General features: G+C 71.1%; 15 protein-coding genes and 2 tRNA genes. 1 reads left to right on the forward strand and 16 read right to left on the reverse strand.

The features are described 5' to 3' along the window. Window positions 1-34: 34 nt before the first annotated feature. The 11 genes from ACT2CW_RS26485 to ACT2CW_RS26535 form a co-directional block, all read right to left on the reverse strand. On the reverse strand, window positions 35-793 hold the full coding sequence (locus ACT2CW_RS26485; RefSeq protein ID WP_445518500.1) for a hypothetical protein: 759 nt from the start codon (window positions 791-793) through the stop codon (window positions 35-37). A 117-nt stretch (window positions 794-910) separates the two neighbouring features. Beyond that, entirely contained in the window at window positions 911-3,787 is a 2,877-nt protein-coding gene (gene leuS, locus ACT2CW_RS26490) for a leucine--tRNA ligase (RefSeq protein ID WP_445518501.1), read from the reverse strand. A 277-nt stretch (window positions 3,788-4,064) separates the two neighbouring features. Next, window positions 4,065-4,137, reverse strand: a tRNA-Ala gene (locus tag ACT2CW_RS26495). 101 nt (window positions 4,138-4,238) lie between these two features. After that, a complete protein-coding gene (locus tag ACT2CW_RS26500) occupies window positions 4,239-4,472 on the reverse strand; it encodes a hypothetical protein (protein WP_037945988.1) in 234 nt (77 codons plus the stop codon). Between the two features lie 590 nt (window positions 4,473-5,062). Further along, window positions 5,063-5,135, reverse strand: a tRNA-Ala gene (locus ACT2CW_RS26505). 72 nt (window positions 5,136-5,207) lie between these two features. Continuing rightward, window positions 5,208-5,861, reverse strand: a complete 654-nt coding sequence (locus ACT2CW_RS26510; protein ID WP_086879899.1) for a histidine phosphatase family protein — start codon at window positions 5,859-5,861, stop codon at window positions 5,208-5,210. Beyond that, a complete protein-coding gene (gene rsfS, locus ACT2CW_RS26515; protein ID WP_164429537.1) occupies window positions 5,858-6,298 on the reverse strand; it encodes a ribosome silencing factor in 441 nt (146 codons plus the stop codon). Before rsfS ends, ACT2CW_RS26510 begins: the two co-directional genes overlap by 4 nt. Window positions 6,299-6,420: 122 nt before the next feature. Beyond that, window positions 6,421-8,226 carry an LCP family protein gene (locus ACT2CW_RS26520; protein ID WP_445518502.1) on the reverse strand — a complete coding sequence of 602 codons (1,806 nt, stop codon included), beginning with the start codon at window positions 8,224-8,226 and terminating at the stop codon, window positions 6,421-6,423. A 10-nt stretch (window positions 8,227-8,236) separates the two neighbouring features. Then, complete coding sequence (gene nadD, locus ACT2CW_RS26525) at window positions 8,237-8,848, reverse strand: nicotinate-nucleotide adenylyltransferase (protein ID WP_037945980.1); 612 nt, start codon at window positions 8,846-8,848, stop codon at window positions 8,237-8,239. Between the two features lie 59 nt (window positions 8,849-8,907). Continuing rightward, entirely contained in the window at window positions 8,908-9,075 is a 168-nt protein-coding gene (locus ACT2CW_RS26530) for a hypothetical protein (RefSeq protein WP_037945979.1), read from the reverse strand. A gap of 172 nt (window positions 9,076-9,247) precedes the next feature. After that, on the reverse strand, window positions 9,248-9,400 hold the full coding sequence (locus tag ACT2CW_RS26535) for a hypothetical protein (RefSeq protein WP_046086606.1): 153 nt from the start codon (window positions 9,398-9,400) through the stop codon (window positions 9,248-9,250). 103 nt (window positions 9,401-9,503) lie between these two features. Here ACT2CW_RS26535 and ACT2CW_RS26540 point away from each other — a divergent pair, with 103 nt between their 5' ends. After that, on the forward strand, window positions 9,504-10,757 hold the full coding sequence (locus ACT2CW_RS26540) for a M48 family metalloprotease (RefSeq protein ID WP_445518503.1): 1,254 nt from the start codon (window positions 9,504-9,506) through the stop codon (window positions 10,755-10,757). Window positions 10,758-10,775: 18 nt separating this feature from the next. Here the strand turns inward: ACT2CW_RS26540 and ACT2CW_RS26545 are convergent, their stop codons facing one another. From ACT2CW_RS26545 to proB, 5 genes are all read right to left on the reverse strand, one after another. Next, a complete protein-coding gene (locus tag ACT2CW_RS26545) occupies window positions 10,776-11,858 on the reverse strand; it encodes an SCO2583 family membrane protein (RefSeq protein ID WP_445518504.1) in 1,083 nt (360 codons plus the stop codon). Between the two features lie 116 nt (window positions 11,859-11,974). Beyond that, window positions 11,975-12,598 carry an SCO2584 family spore wall biosynthesis protein gene (locus ACT2CW_RS26550; protein WP_445518505.1) on the reverse strand — a complete coding sequence of 208 codons (624 nt, stop codon included), beginning with the start codon at window positions 12,596-12,598 and terminating at the stop codon, window positions 11,975-11,977. A 106-nt stretch (window positions 12,599-12,704) separates the two neighbouring features. Next, the gene (locus tag ACT2CW_RS26555; protein ID WP_164429547.1) at window positions 12,705-14,003 is read right to left on the reverse strand and encodes a glutamate-5-semialdehyde dehydrogenase; all 1,299 of its coding nucleotides are present in this window, start codon (window positions 14,001-14,003) and stop codon (window positions 12,705-12,707) included. A gap of 91 nt (window positions 14,004-14,094) precedes the next feature. Next, window positions 14,095-14,571, reverse strand: a complete 477-nt coding sequence (locus ACT2CW_RS26560; protein ID WP_138915682.1) for a hypothetical protein — start codon at window positions 14,569-14,571, stop codon at window positions 14,095-14,097. A gap of 275 nt (window positions 14,572-14,846) precedes the next feature. Continuing rightward, complete coding sequence (gene proB, locus ACT2CW_RS26565) at window positions 14,847-16,079, reverse strand: glutamate 5-kinase (protein WP_414081037.1); 1,233 nt, start codon at window positions 16,077-16,079, stop codon at window positions 14,847-14,849. Window positions 16,080-16,202 lie beyond the last annotated feature (123 nt).

The raw sequence follows: 16,202 nt of genomic DNA on the forward strand, positions 1-16,202 counted from the left end.
CATGCCCTGTTCAGACGTGACTCAGATCCTGTTCTCAGGCCGTGTTCTCGGGACGGGGGGACTTCTGCCAGGGCTTCTGCCACGCCTGGGGCTCGGTATTCGGCCTCGTCCCGAGCGACGGCCGGGGCGGCTCCGGCTCCTGCCCCGCCCCGGCCCCAGGTCGTGCACCCGCCTCGGGCCCAGAGCGCGCCCCCACGCCCGGCCCAGGTCGCGCACCCGTCTCGGGCGCCGCCGACGGCTCGTCGGGCTCCACCGCCGTCCAGTGCCGCAGCGCGCCCGCCTCCATCTCGATCTCGCGGCCCAGCGAGTCCAGATCGTCGTGCGCCATCCGATGCGTACGCTCCTGCACCGCCCAGCGCAGCGAGTCGGCCGAGTGGGTGATCCGCTGCGTGCGCTCCCGCATCTCGGGCAGCAGGGCGGCGAGCCGGGACCTGTCGGGTTCCTGCTCCAGCCGCTTCAGATCCGCTTCCAGGTCCAGCGCATGGCTGCTCAGCCGCTGGAACAGACCCAACGACTCCGACAGGGACCGGTCTTGCGGGGCGGCCGCCTGCAACGCCTGCCCGGTGGCGCGCATCGAGCCGCGCAGGGAGAGCCGCAGCTGGGCCAGCTCACCGGCCGCGCCCGGCTGGGCGAGCTGCCGGGCCCGGAGTCTGGTCTCCTCCACCGTGACGCGGGCCTGGTGCACCGTACGGTCGATACCGCGCTTGGCCGCCCTGACCGCGCGAACGGCCCCGTAGACCCCCGCCAGCATGATCAGGACGAAAAGCGTCAACAGGATCCAGATGGCTTCCATGTGCGCTCCTTGGGGCGGCGGTCACGGCACGGTGGCGGTCGTCCTCTCAGCGTAAACGCGCCGGGCGGATCAGAGGTTCCTGACGAACCCCCAACCCGCCCGCGCGTGAAAAGCCGATCAGGCCGGAACGATGTTCACCAGCTTCGGCGCCCGCACGATGACCTTACGGATGCCGGCGCCGTTCAGCGCCGCCACGACCGCCGGGTCGCCCACCGCCAGCGCCTCCAGCTCCTCGTCGGAGACCGAGGGCGCGACCTCCAGCCGGGCCTTGACCTTGCCCTTGACCTGCACCACACAGGTGACGGTCTCGTCCACGACGTACTCCGGATCGGCGACCGGGAAGGACTCGTGGACGACCGACCCGGAGTGGCCCAGCTTGCGCCACAGCTCCTCGGCGACATGCGGGGCCAGCGGCGAGATCAGCAGCACCAGGCCCTCGGCCACCGAGCGGGGCACCTCGCGCACCTTGGTGACGTGGTTGTTCAGCTCGGTGATCTTGGCGATGGCGGTGTTGAAGCGCAGGCCCTCCATGTCCTGCCGGACGCCGTCGATCGCCTTGTGCAGGGCGCGCAGCGTCGCCTCGTCGGGCTCGGTGTCGACGACGGTGACCTCTCCGGTGCCCTCGTCGACGACATTGCGCCACAGCCGCTGCAACAGCCGGTACTGACCGACGACCGCACGGGTGTCCCAGGGCCGCGAGACGTCCAGCGGGCCCATGGCCATCTCGTACAGCCGCAGCGTGTCGGCCCCGTACTCGGCGCAGATCTCGTCCGGCGTGACGGCGTTCTTCAGGGACTTGCCCATCTTGCCCAGCAGCCGGGAGACCTTCTCGCCGTGGTACCAGTAGGCGCCGTCCCGCTCCTCGACCTCGGCGGCCGGGACGGCGATACCGCGGCTGTCCCGGTAGACATACGCCTGGATCATGCCCTGGTTGTACAGCTTGTGGAACGGCTCGACCGAGGAGACATGCCCCAGGTCGAACAGCACCTTGGACCAGAACCGGGCGTACAGCAGATGCAGCACCGCGTGCTCGGCGCCGCCCACGTACAGGTCGACACCGCCGTGCGGCTGACCCTCGCGCGGCCCCATCCAGTAGCGCTCGGCCTCGGGGTCGACCAACCGCTCGCTGTTGTGCGGGTCCAGGTAGCGCAGCTCGTACCAGCAGGAGCCGGCCCAGTTGGGCATGGTGTTGGTCTCGCGGCGGAACGGCCGCGGCCCACGGCCGTCGCCCAGGTCCAGCACCACGTTGACCCATTCCTCGTTCCGGGACAGGGGGGTCTCCGGGGAGGTGTCGGAGTCGTCCGGGTCGAAGGTGCGCGGCGAGTAGTCCTCGACCTCGGGCAGCTCCAGGGGCAGCATCGACTCGGGCAGGGGGTGGGCCACGCCCTCCTCGTCGTAGACGATCGGGAAGGGCTCGCCCCAGTAGCGCTGGCGGCTGAACAGCCAGTCGCGCAGCCGGTAGTTGACGGTGCCCTCGCCGATGGAGCGGGACTCCAGCCACTCGGTGATGCGCGCCTTGGCCTCGACGACGCCCAGCCTGTCCAGCGATACGGACTCCCCCGTCGAGTTGACGATCTTGGCGTCATACGAGCTGAAGGCGTCGTCCCAGGTCGACGGGTCGGTGCCGCGATCGTCGGACGGCTCGACGACGCAGCGCATGGGCAGCTCGAAGGCGCGAGCGAAGGCGAAGTCGCGGCTGTCGTGCGCCGGGACGGCCATGATCGCGCCGGTGCCGTAGCCCATCAGGACGTAGTCGGCGATGAAGACCGGCACCCGGTCGCCGCTGACCGGGTTGACGGCGTAGGCGCCGGTGAAGACGCCGGTCTTGTCCTTGGCCTCGGCCTGCCGCTCGACGTCCGACTTGGCCGCGGCCTGCTTGCGGTAGGCGTCGACGGCCTGGGCCGGGGTGGCGTGGCCGCCGGTCCAGACGTCGTGGGTGCCCTCGGGCCAGGCGGCCGGAACGATCTCGTCCACCAGGCCGTGCTCGGGCGCCAGGACCATGTAGGTGGCGCCGAACAGGGTGTCCTGGCGGGTGGTGAAGATCGTGATCCTGGCGTCGGGGTGCTCGGCCACCGGGAAGTCGACCCGGGCGCCCTCGCTGCGGCCGATCCAGTTGCGCTGTTGCAGCTTGATGGCCTCGGGCCAGTCCAGCTCGTCCAGGTCGCCCAGCAGCCGGTCGGCGTAGGCGGTGATGCGCATGTTCCACTGGCGCAGCTTGGCCTTGAAGACCGGGAAGTTGCCGCGCTCGGAGCGGCCGTCCGCGGTGACCTCCTCGTTGGCCAGCACGGTGCCCAGGCCGGGGCACCAGTTGACGGGCGCGTCCGAGGCGTAGGCCAGGCGGTAGTCGCCCAGGATGTCGGCGCGCTCGGACTCGGTCAGCTCGGCCCAGGAGCGGCCGTCGGGGGTCGGGCGCTCACCGGAGGCGAACTGCTGGACCAGGGTGTCGATGGGGCGCGCCTTCTTCGCCTCCGGGTCGTACCAGGAGTTGAAGATCTGCAAGAAGATCCACTGGGTCCACTTGTAGTAGTCCGGGTCGATCGTCGCGAACGAGCGGCGCTTGTCGTGGCCCAGGCCCAGCCGGCGCAGCTGCCGCCGCATGTTCTCGATGTTGGCCTCGGTGCTGACCCGGGGGTGGGTGCCGGTCTGCACCGCGTACTGCTCGGCGGGCAGGCCGAAGGCGTCGAAGCCCAGGGTGTGCAGGACGTTGTGGCCCGTCATGCGGTGGTAGCGGGCGAACACATCGGTGGCGATGTAGCCCAGCGGATGGCCCACGTGCAGTCCCGCGCCCGAGGGGTACGGGAACATGTCCATGACGAACTTCTTGGGCCGGGCGACGGCCTCGGCGTCGCCGGCCAGGTCGCCGCCGGGGTTGGGCGCCTCATACGTGCCGTGCGCGTCCCAGAAGTCCTGCCAGCGGGCTTCGATGTCGGCGGCCAGGGCGGCCGTGTAGCGGTGCGGCGCGGCCACCTCGGCCGCGGCGTTGGTCTCGCTCATGGTCCTCAAAGCTCCATCGGTCGTCTCTGCCTGCGGCAACGCAGCGGATCCCTGCTTCCGAAACAAAAAGACCCCTCGCACAGGAGGGGACGCCGCGCTGATGCCGACCGGAGCTGTACTCGGCCGGTAGTGATCAGCGCGGCCCGCTAAGCAGAAGGCGTACGGCACGCATGGAGCCAGGTTACCGCAGGGCGCGGACGGGCCGCACGGAGGTGGTGACCCTCGTCACGGGACGCGAAAGGCGAGCCGCCCTTGCGGACGACTCGCCTCCTCAATGTGGAGCTAAGGAGAATTGAACTCCTGACCTCCTGCATGCCATGCAGGCGCTCTACCAACTGAGCTATAGCCCCAGGTCTTGCCCCGCCGGGTTTCCCCGGCGGCGACGCCTACATTACACGGATGCCCCGGCCTTCCGCCAAATCGATTGGCCGGAGACCGGAGCAGCTCCCCGTTACGCCGTCGCGAACGAATAGAAACGCTTCAGCGTGCAGTGCTCGTCGAGGAGCCGACCGTAGATCGGCTCCCCTTCGAGCTCACGGTAGGTCTCGATGGGGTCGCCCCTGATGATCAGCGCCCGCGCGCACTCCGCACACCAGTACTGGTAGTCGGGGTTGAGCGGCTCCATGTCGCGGACGATCGGTGTGCCGGTGCCGCACCAGTCGCACTTCCGGCTGTGGGCTCCCATCTCACTCAGCTCCAGCTATGGCCGCAGGCCGTACACACGTAGGAAACACCGCCGTTGTCACCGAGGACCTGTGCCACATGTCCGGAGCCGCAGGCCGGGCACACGATGCCCGCTCGTGCCCTGCGGGACGGGTCCTCGATCGCATCGAGGATGCTGGTCCGCATCCCACCTGCCCTCCCCATCGGACGTGTCGGCCCCATCCCCCTCCGGCCGTCCGATTCTGCCACGGGACGACGCGCAGGTCAGCGGAGATGCCCCACTCGTCTCACCAGACTCATCAGCGCTCCGCACAGCGCGGCCCCGGCCAAGGCGACGCAGGTCACCCACAGGGCGTCCGCGGAGGCACCCGCACTGGGCACCGTATCGTCCGCGGCGCCCAGGAACACCGCCCCCCGAAGACCGCGACGCCGGTGAGCAGGCCGAGTTGAGCCGCCGTCACCAACACCCCGCCGGCGTCCTCGGCTGCACGATGCACGCCAAGCCGCTCTCCGTACTGCGGGAGGAGAGAGCCGCGGCGGAGCCCCGGGCCGGAAGCGGTGCGGAAAGCAGCGATCCCGCCTCCCTGTGAGGGAGACGGGATCCTGGTGCTGTGGAGCTAAGGAGAATTGAACTCCTGACCTCCTGCATGCCATGCAGGCGCTCTACCAACTGAGCTATAGCCCCGCTCTTCTCGGCGCCGTAGCGCTTCGAACGAGAAGGAGCATAGCCGGTGACCTGCCGGAAAAGGAAATCCGCTCAGTCGTCGTCGCCGAGCACCGGCTCGGGCAGCGATCCGGCGTTGTGCTCCAGGAGCCGCCAGCCCCGCGCGCCCTCGCCCAGAACGGACCAGCAGCAGTTGGACAGGCCGCCCAGCGCCTCCCAGGTGCGGGGCTCCAGGCCGAGCAGCCGGCCGATGGTGGTGCGGATCGTGCCGCCGTGGCTCACCACCACGAGCGTGCCGTCGTCGGGCAGCTTGTCGGCGCTCTCGAGCACCACCGGCGCCGCCCGGTCGGCGACCTCGGTCTCCAGCTCACCGCCGCCGCGCCGGATCGGCTCCCCGCGCTTCCACGCCGCGTACTCCTCGCCGAAGCGCTCGATGATCTCCTCGTGGGTGAGCCCCTGCCACTTGCCCGCGTAGGTCTCCCGCAGGCCCGCGTCATGCGCGACCGACAGCCCCGTGACGGCGGACAGCTCGGCGGCCGTGGCCGCCGCCCGCTTCAGATCGGAGGCGATGATCGCGTCCGGCTTCAGCGCGGCCAGCAGCCGGGCCGCGCGGTGCGCCTGCGCGACACCGGTGTCGGTGAGCTCGATGTCCAGGGAGCCCTGGAAGCGGCGTTCTATGTTCCAGGCCGTCTGGCCGTGGCGCCACAGGACGATGCGGCGGCCACGGGCGCCTTGGGTGCCGTTCAGCTCAGCTCACCGCCCGCGCCGCCGTCCGGACCTTGCGCCTGCGCGTACTCCTGCGCCTTGCCTCGGGTGGCCTCGGCGTCGGCCGGGAGCTCCAGCTGCGGGCAGTCCTTCCAGAGCCGCTCCAGGGCGTAGAACACCCGCTCCTCGCTGTGCTGGACGTGCACCACGATGTCCACGTAGTCCAGCAGCACCCAGCGGGCCTCGCGGTCGCCCTCGCGACGCACCGGCTTGGCGTCCAGGTCCTTGTTGAGCCGCTCCTCGATCTCGTCGACGATCGACTTGACCTGGCGGTCGTTGGGCGCCGAGGCCAGCAGGAAGGCGTCGGTGATGGAGAGCACGTCGCTGACGTCGTACGCGATGATGTCGTGCGCGAGCTTGTCGGCGGCCGCCTGGGCGGCGGCGTTGATGAGCTCGAGGGAGCGGTCCGTGGCGGTCACAGGCAAGGCTTTCGATCGGTGGTACCTCGAAGGTCTGGTTCCCCCCAGGGTCTCACGCCCCACTGTCACGCCGGGCGGCCGTGGTCCGGGCCGGCTCGGCCCGGACCACGGCCGGGGCCGGCTCACCCCGTGGCGTCGTAGTCCGGGCCGAGGAGGACCGTGATGTCCGCGTTGGCCGCGCCCTTGCCCTTCCGCACCGCCGTCTCCGGCAGCCCGAGCGTCTTGGCGACCTCCTTGGCCTGGCCCGCCTGGGCGGCGTCCGCGTAGGTCACCCGCGAGGCCGACTGCGCATCGCCGCCCTCGGAGGCCGTGACGACCGTGAAGCCGCCGTTGACCAGCGCCACCCGCGCGGCGCTCGACGCGTCCTTGGGGCCTCCGGCGTTGGTCACGCTGACCCGGGGCGCGGTGTTCTTGTCGGAGTTCTTGACCGTGCCGCCCAGGATGTCCTTGACCACATGGTCGGTCGCCTGGCTGCTGAGCGTCCCGTCCGGCTGGACCGGCAGCATCGCGGTGTCGTACGCGCCGCTCTTGGCCTGCCCGGCCAGCTTCGCCAGCGACGCGCCCAGCTGCTGCTCGGACAGCGACGGGTCGGGGATCTGGGCCAGCGACTCCACGGTGCTGGTGGCGCCCTTCTCGTCGCTGGAGAGCTTCTTCAGCGACGCGTGCATGACTTGCCCGAACCGCGCGAGCTGCTTGGACTGTGCCTCGCCGGGCGCGCGGTAGGTGGCGTACGCCACGGCCGCCTGGCCGCTCAGGATCTGGTCCTTGCCCCGCTTGACCAGGGGGTCCTCGCCCTTCTGGGGGCTGGGGACGGTCGCGTCGGTGTCGAGGCTGATCCCCCCGACCAGCTCGACGAGGTTCTCCAGATACGGCGTGTCCAGCCGCCAGGTGCCCTGGATCCGCGACCCCAGCAGGGTGCTCAGGGAGTCCCGGGTGGAGTCGGAGCCCTCGTCGGTCACCGACTTGCCGAGCGTGGTGGAGGCGCCGTCCTCGGTGGAGATGGCCAGCGAGTTCGGCAGCAGGACGGTGGTGCCCTTCTTGGTGGTCTCATTGTCCACCAGCAGGGCCGTGGAGGTGCGGCCGCCCTTGGTCTCGCGCAGATGGACGACGATCACGTCGCGCTTCTGCGGGCCGCCCGCGGCCGCCTGGTCCTGGGCGTCGTCGGACAGCCCCGGGAGCTTGCCCGCGTACCAGAGGTAACCGACCCCGCCCGCCGCGGCGAGAACCAGGACCACGACGAGCGCTATAAGGCGGTTGCGGCCCTTACGGCGGCGTTCGTCACGGCGCTCGGAGCGGGTCTCGGCGAACTTCAGCCAGTCGATGACGTCGTCGGATTCCTCGTCCTGCTCCTCGACGAACGAGAACTGCTCGGTGTGGTACTCCTCCTGGTCGGCACCCCCGGGGCGGTTCCGCTCCGGGGACCGGGGCCCGGCGGAACGGGACTCCTCGGCCGGAGGCGCCTCGGACCCGGGGCGCAGCTGCTCCGGGCTCAGCTCCTCGTAGGGGTTGTTGGACTCGGGGCCGGGCTCCTCGCGCTGCGGGGGGACGGTCGGGGCGGCGGCCGCCTGCTGGTAGCCGTAGCCGTAACCCTGCGGCGGCTGTTGCTGGTACTGCTGCTGGTACTGCTGCTGTTGTTGCTGCTGAACGTACGGGTCGTAGTTCTGCGTCTGGGTGTGCTGCTGGGGCTGCTGGGGCTGGGGCTGCTGCGGCCGGCCGTAAGGGTCGTATCCGTACCCGTCGTGTTGCTGCGGCTGTTGCTGTTGCTCCCCGTATTGCGCCTGCTGCTGCGCGTACGGGTCGTAACTCTGCTGCTGTTCCGCCTGCGGCTGGTAAACCGGACGCCCATAGGCGTCATAGCCGTAGATCTGCGGCTCCTGGCCATACGGGTCCTGTGCGTACGGGTCGTACGGATCCTGCCGGTCGTTCACCGGTACCCCTTCAGCAGTCGTGCCGGTACAGCTCGCGCTTGTCGATGTAGCGCACCACGCCGTCCGGCACCAGGTACCAGACGGGGTCGCCATGAGCGACCCGCGCCCGGCAGTCCGATGACGAGATCGCCAGCGCCGGGACCTCCACCAGCGACACCCCGCCCTCCGGCAGCCCCGGGTCGGCCAGTATGTGCCCGGGTCTGGTCACCCCGATGAAGTGGGCCAGCGAGAAGAGCTCTTCGGCGTCGCGCCAGGTGAGGATCTGGTTGAGTGCGTCGGCCCCGGTGATGAAGAACAGATCGGCGTCACCGTTGAGCGCGCGCAGTTCCCGGAGCGTGTCGGTGGTGTAGGTGGGCCCGCCGCGGTCGATGTCGATACGGCTGACCGAGAACTGCGGGTTCGAGGCGGTCGCGATGACCGTCATCAGGTAGCGGTCCTCGGCCGGGGAGACCTTCTTGTGACTCTTCTGCCAGGGCTGCCCGGTGGGCACGAACACCACCTCGTCGAGGTGGAACTGCGAGGCCACCTCGCTCGCCGCGACCAGGTGGCCGTGGTGGATCGGGTCGAACGTCCCGCCCATCACACCCAGTCGCCGCTTGCCGGACCCTTTCTGCTCTTCCATGCGTGCAGACCCTACTGGGCCCGGCCCGGAGCCGGGGCCCATAGGGGCAATCGCCCAGGTCAGCGGTCCCGGTTGAAGCGCGTGGTGATCCACAGCAGCAGGAAGAGGATCACCAGGGCCGCACCGCCGGTCATGAAGGGGCTGATGCTCGGGTGGGTGTCGGTGTGCTCACCGCCCTCGGACGCGAGCGTGGTCAGGGCGGCATGTGCGGTGCTGAAAGCGGTCATCGCGGCAGTACCTACTCCGGGTCTAGGCGTCACAACACGTCGGCCACATCGTATGCGAGGCGGTTTTCGGTCCCGATGTCCGTCCTGCCGGTGGCAGCCCCGCCCGTATCAGTCCTGCTCGTATCGGTCCTGGTTGAATCCGCTCGGTCCCGCTCGTCACCGCTCAGTCCTGTCAGTCCTGCTTGTAACCGCGCAGCAGGAACCAGGCGAGCAGGGCGGCGCCCACCACGCCGACCACGATGACGACGCGCAGCAGCGCTCCCGGGCCGTCGTTGCTGTGGGAGGTGGCGGCGAGGGCTTCGGTGAGGCCAGTCATTTCGGGCATGTCTCCACGCTAACCCCCAGCCGCTCAGGGCCTAGGCTGGGGGCCGCCGGACGAGGACCCGCGCCGGGCGCCTCGTCGAGCGGGCCATCAACGAGGGGGCGACATGAGCGACAGCCACGAGACCGGTGGTGGAAACGGGACGGGAGACGCCCGGGAGCATGTGCCCAGCCGAGAGCGGCGGCGGTTCCCCGGGATCTCCTCACGGGCGTACGAACATCCGGCGGACCGCTCCGCGCTGGTCGCGCTGCGCAAGCTGACCGGTTTCGACACCGTCTTCAAGGCGATGAGCGGTCTGCTGCCCGAGCGGAGTCTGCGGCTGCTCTACCTCTCCGACTCGGTGCGGGTCAGCGAGCGGCAGTTCGCCCATCTCCACGACATGCTGCGGGACGCCTGCTACATCCTGGACCTGGAGCGGGTCCCGGCCATGTACGTCACCCAGAACCCGCAGCCGACCGCGATGTGCATCGGCATGGACGCGCCGATCATCGTGATCTCCACGGGTCTTGTCGAGCTGCTCGACGAGGAGGAGATGCGGGCGGTCATCGGCCATGAGGTGGGCCATGCGCTGTCGGGGCACTCGGTCTACCGGACGATATTGCTCTTCCTCACCAGCCTCGCCATGAAGGTCGCCTGGATTCCGCTCGGCAATGTGGCGGTGCTGGCGCTGGTCACGGCGTTGCGGGAGTGGTTCCGCAAGTCGGAGCTGTCGGCGGACCGGGCGGGACTGCTGGTCGGGCAGGATCTGCGGGCCTCGATGCGCGGGCTGATGAAGCTCGCGGGCGGCCATCACCTGCATGAGATGAACGTGGACGCCTTCCTGGAGCAGGCGGAGGAGTACGAGTCGAGCGGCGATCTGCGGGACTCCGTCCTGAAGATCATGAACATGCTGCCGCGCAGCCATCCGTTCACCACCGTGCGCGCCGCCGAGCTCAAGAAGTGGGCCGCGACCCGCGACTACCAGCGGCTCATGGACGGCCACTACCCGCGCCGCGACGAGGACAGGGACACCTCGGTCAGCGACTCGTTCCGGGAGTCCGCCAGCCACTACGCGGAGTCGGTCCGCAGCAGCAAGGACCCGCTGTTCGCCTTCGTCAGGGACGTGGCGGGCGGCGCCGGGGACCTGGGCAGCAAGCTGCGCGACCGGTTCACCGGTGGCGCGGGCAAGCACGGTGAGACCGCCGAGGAGGGCGCGCCGCCCCGGGAGGAGCCCAGGGACGAGCCCAGGGACGAGCGCCATGATGGTGCTCAGGACGGGGCTCAGGACGCGGCCGAGGGCCGGCGGCCCGGAGACGGGGCGGAGGAGCGTCCGGGGAACGACGACCCCGGGGGTCCCGGGGACACTCCGTCGGGCCGCTGAGACGGCCTCTGACGGCCCTCAGGACCGCCCGTCGGCGGCGGGCTGGGTCCCGGGGGCCAGGACGCCGCACAGCGAGACCGTGGTCCGGCCCGTGGTGTACGGGTCGGTGCCCGTCGGGGCGTCGCCCTTGGCGCTCTGACCGGCGAGCATCGGGCGCAGATAGCCGGAGGCGTTCGCGGCGCATGCCTGCGGGCCCGCCAGCACCGTGCTCTGCACCAGCTCCAGGTGGTGGTCGCGCAGATCGTCCCGGTCGAAGCGGAACCGCGTCTCACGGCGCACGGTGAACAGCGAGGCATGGTCCGGTCCGCGCTCATGGGCCGGCTGGAGCGCGTAGACGAAGACGTGGTCGGCGGCGACCTCCAGGGTCGCGGCGCTGCGCTCGATGACCGTAAGGGTGCCGCGGACCCGCACCGGGGTGTCGGCCAGGGTCACCTCGGCCGGGTTGAAGCGGTTCAGCCAGCCGGTGGCCGCATGCCGTCCGTCGTCGACCGGGTGCTGGAAGCTCTGGTCGAACTGGGTCTGCTGGGCCGGGTCCAGCAGCAGCCTTACGGCCTGCACCGGGCCGCCGGTGAGCACACCCGGGTCGATGGCGGACCTGACCAGGTAGTCCTTGGCGGTGGTGAGCGCCGTCATCACCTGGCTCTCGGAGAAGCTCTGGGTGCGGCGGGCGCCGGGCACGGTGACCCCTTCGGCGCCGGTGCGGAACTCGGCGGCCGGGCTGTTGCGGAACAGCCGGTCCGGCGGCCCTCCGGGCACCTCACCGCGCGGCGCGAGCGGCACCACGCTGCTGTGCAGCGGCTCCACGGTCTGCGGCTGCGGCGTCTGGTACGGGTGGCGCACCCCCATGTAGACGGCCGCGGCGAAGGCGATGGCGATCAGCAGGACGAGCGCGACGGCCTGGCGCGACGCCCCGGCCCTGGCCCAGGCGTGCCGGCTGCGCACCGCCCGTGCGTGCTCGCCCATGCGCTCGTCGGCGGAGAACTCCTGGAGCCGGGCAGCACGGACGAACGACTCGTCGAACACGACGGAGCGGTACTCGTCCTCACCACCTCCCGGGACGCCTTCGGGTGTCCCCTCGGGAGGGTCTCCACGCCCGGTCATACCTCAAGAGTAGGTCGCCAGGGGCGACGGTAAACGCGGTGGTACTCCACAACTTGGGAGGCGAGTGCGGAGGAAACGCCCCATAGGCCGCGCCGTGCTAGCGGGGTGCGAGGACGTCATTGCGACGGCGGTACGGCGGAGGCGGGCGAGCCCTTGGCCCCGGTCGGCGCCTGGGCCGACTCCGACCCCGAGGGCTCCAGGCGCGGCTGCCCCGAGGGCGATCCGTCGACACCGCTGGTGGCGGGCGGCGGGGCGGGGTCCTGGCGGTTGCCCGAGGCGCCCCGGTAGACGGCCGTGAAGGCCAGGGCGACCACGCCGATGCCCATCAGGACGGCCAGCAGCCAGGCCACCGGGCGGTGCCAGCGGGCATGGCCGCGGTAAGGGCGCCCCGCGCTGCCGTAACGCCCATAAGGGCCGTAGGCGTCGTCCCCGCCCCGCCCAGGGCCGAAGCGGTCGGGGTCGTCCGCGCCGTAGAAGTCGGCCTCCGCGCCGAACCCGTCCTCGAAGAGCTCGTCCTCGGGCGGGACCCCGGCCCTGCCGCGCCGGGACGCCTCGGCCTCGGCACGGGCCTCGGCGGCGGCCAGCATCCGCTCGATGGCGGTGGGCTCATGGATCGGGGCCGACCGTACGAAGTCCTCGTCGAAGACCACGGCGGCGAACTCGTCGTTCGTCTCGCCGTGGCTGCGGTCGTCGGGCTCGTCGCCGTCCGGGAACGGCTTGCCCCCCACGTCGTCCGGCACCCATTCAGAGTAGACCGGACGGGTCAATTTGGGCAGGGTGAAATGGTATTCGGGGGAAGATCCACCCCAGCGGCGCCGGAAATCGACCATCCCCCGAACGGGTGAGTCAGCGGGTGTGGCCGTCGCCGGTGACGATGTACTTCGTCGAGGTCAGCTCGGGCAGCGCCATGGGCCCCCGGGCGTGCAGCTTCTGGGTGGAGATGCCGATCTCGGCGCCGAAGCCGAACTGCCCGCCGTCGGTGAACCGCGTGGAGGCGTTCACGGCGACCGTGGTGGAGTCCACGAGCTGGGTGAAGCGGCGGGCGGCCTGCTGGGACGAGGTGACGATGGCCTCGGTGTGCCCGGAGGACCACAGGCGGATGTGGCTCACCGCGGCCTCCAGGGAGTCCACGACGCCCGCCGCGATGTCGTACGAGAGGTACTCGGTCTCCCAGTCGTCGACCACCGCCGGGACCACCGTGGCCTTGGAGCCCTCCGCGAGCGCCATGACCCGCTCGTCGGCGTGGACCGTGACCCCGGCCTCGGCCAGCGCGTCCAGGGCGCGGGGCAGGAACCGGTCGGCGATGTCCTGGTGCACCAGCAGCGTCTCCGCCGCGTTGCACACGCTCGGCCGCTGGGCCTTGGAGTTCACCAGGATGTCGACCGCCATGTCGAGGTCGGCCTCGGCGTCCACGTACACATGGCAGTTGCCGGTGCCGGTCTCGATGACCGGGACCGTGGACTCCTCGACGACCGTACGGATGAGGGACGCGCCGCCGCGCGGGATCAGCACGTCCACCAGGCCGCGGGCACGCATCAGCTCGCGCACCGACTCCCGGCTCTCGCCCGGCACCAGCTGCACCGCGTCCGCGGGCAGCCCCGCCCCGCCGACGGCGTCCCGCAGAACCTTCACCAGCGCCGCGTTGGAGTGGGACGCCGACGAGGAGCCACGCAGCAGCACCGCGTTGCCCGACTTCAGGCAGAGCGCCGCGGCGTCCACCGTCACATTCGGCCGGGCCTCGTAGATGATCCCGACGACGCCGAGCGGCACGCGCACCTGGCGCAGGTCGATGCCGTTGGGCAGCGTGGAGCCGCGCACCACCTCGCCGACCGGGTCGGGCAGCGCGATCACGTCGCGGACGTCGGAGGCGATGGCCCGCACCCGCTCGGGGGTGAGCGTCAGCCGGTCCACGATGGCGTCGCTGGTGCCGGCCTCGCGGGCTCGCTCCACATCGGCCGCGTTGGCCTCCACGATCTCCTTGGTGCGCACCTCCAGTGCGTCGGCCATCGCGAGCAGCGCGTCGTCCTTGACGGCGCGCGGCAGTGGCGCGAGATCGGCGGCCGCGACCTGGGCCCGGTAGGCGGCCTGGAGGACCGGGGACTTCGGCCAGGGGTCGGTGAGCGGCGACGTGGGTGCGCTGGTCATGCCCGAAGCGTACTGAGCCGGGAGCGGAGATCCACGCACTATTCCGCACTTCGAGATGGCGTTCTCACATCTCGGCGCCGCACATCCGTCCTCAGAACGGGTGCACACCCACCGGAGAGGCCGGTGGCGGCCCGTATCCCTCCGCGACCCGCTGGTGATACGTATCACGGTCGATGACCTCGAGCCCCACGATCTCCCAGGGCGGCAGCTTGGCCGAGGCCCGGTGCTCACCCCACAGCCGCAGCGCGACCGCCGCCGCGTCGTGCAGATCACGGGCCTCTTCCCAGTAGCGGATCTCGGCGTGATCGGTGGCATAGCGGCTGGTCAGCAGGAACGGATGGTCATGGGCCAGCTGCTCGAGCGCCCTGCGGACCTCCGGCAGCGGCGCCTCGCGCCCCGAGACGCTGAGGGTGATGTGCCACAGCCGGGACGCCTCGGCACGCCCCGCGTCGTGCGCCACGGCACCGTGCGCCACGGCGTCGCCGGATCCGGCGTCGCCCGCTCCGACACTGGTCAGGGTGCGCTCCGCCGCCCCTCTGGGCGACGCCCCCGGGCGCCCTCGTCTCACCGGCGGCCTCCTGTAACTCGCTGCTCCGCTCACGCGCGGGCGGAGCATCTCGTGACGGTGCCATGGCCGCGGCCTTCCGCTCGGACTCCGCCGCGTCTCCCACAGCCGGCGCGCTGCCCCGCGCGACCCCGTTGAACAAAGTTGACCAGCCCACGCCCGCCCGCGGGGCGCTTTTGAGGTTTTTCGGAGGGGGGTTATTTTTCCGGCGGCCCGGTTCTCCCCCGGCTACCGCTGGGAGGTGCCCCCGCGAGGGTGGACCGTGCCGCCAGAGCGGCTCAGTCCAGGACGACGAGGTCGTCGCGGTGGACCACCTCGCGTTCATAGGCCGGGCCGAGCTCGCGGGCCAGGTCCCTGGTCGAGCGGCCGATCAGCTGCGGGATCTCCTTGGCGTCGAAGTTGACCAGGCCACGGGCCACGGGGCGGCCCTCGGTGTCCCTCAGCTCGACCGGGTCACCGGCGGTGAACTCGCCCTCCACGGCCGCGATCCCGGCGGGCAGCAGCGAGGTGCGGCGCTCCACGACGGCCCGTACCGCGCCGTCGTCCAGGGTGAGGGCGCCGCGTGGCGCGGAGGCGTGGGCGAGCCAGAGCAGCCGGTTCGCCGAGCGGCGGCCGGTGCGGTGGAAGAACGTGCCCGTATGGCGGCCGAGCAGGGCGTCCCCGGCCCGGCTTGCGGAGGTGAGCACCACCGGGACCCCGGCCGCGGTGGCGATCCGGGCCGCCTCGACCTTGGTGACCATGCCACCGGTGCCCACCCCGGAGCGGCCCGCGCTGCCGATGGAGACGCCGTCCAGGTCCCGCGGGCCCCGGACCTCGTCGATCCGGGAGGTGCCGGGGGTCCTGGGGTCCCCGTCGTACAGGCCGTCCACATCGGACAGCAGCACCAGCAGATCCGCCCGGACGAGATGGGCGACCAGGGCCGCGAGCCGGTCGTTGTCGCCGAACCGGATCTCGTCCGTGGCCACCGTGTCGTTCTCGTTGACGATCGGCAGCGCGCCCATGGCCAGCAGCTGGTCCAGGGTGCGGGTGGCGTTGCGGTAGTGGCCGCGGCGGCTGGTGTCGTCCGTGGTGAGCAGCACCTGGCCGACCCGGCGCCCGTAGCGCGCGAAGGAGGCCGTGTAGCGGGCCACCAGGAGCCCCTGTCCGACGCTCGCGGCCGCCTGCTGGCGGGCGAGGTCGCGGGGGCGCCGGTCCAGGCCCAGCGGTGCCAGCCCGGCGGCGATGGCACCGGAGGAGACCAGGACTATCTCCTTGCCGTTCGCGCCGCCCTTACCGTCGCCACCTTTACCGTCACCACCTCTACCGTCGCCGCCCTTACGGTCGCCGTCCCTGCCGCCGTCGCCCTTACCGTCGCCGTCGAGCACCTTGGCGAGCACGTCGACCAGCGCGTCCACGCGGTCCGCGTCCAGGCCCCCCGCCGCGGTGGTGAGGGAGGACGAGCCGACCTTGACCACGATCCTGCGGGCGGCGGCCACCTCGTCCCGTACCGCCGACCCGTCCTGCTCCGCCACGCCGCTCCTCGTTCGTCCCCGGCCCATCACACGCCCCGAAGAAACGCATGCCTTACACACTCATCATGACAAGGGGGCAATCTACGACAGTCGGCCCTCGCCCGCCTCGGCATTTCAGCCCCC

Source organism: Streptomyces sp. NEAU-174 (assembly GCF_052665095.1).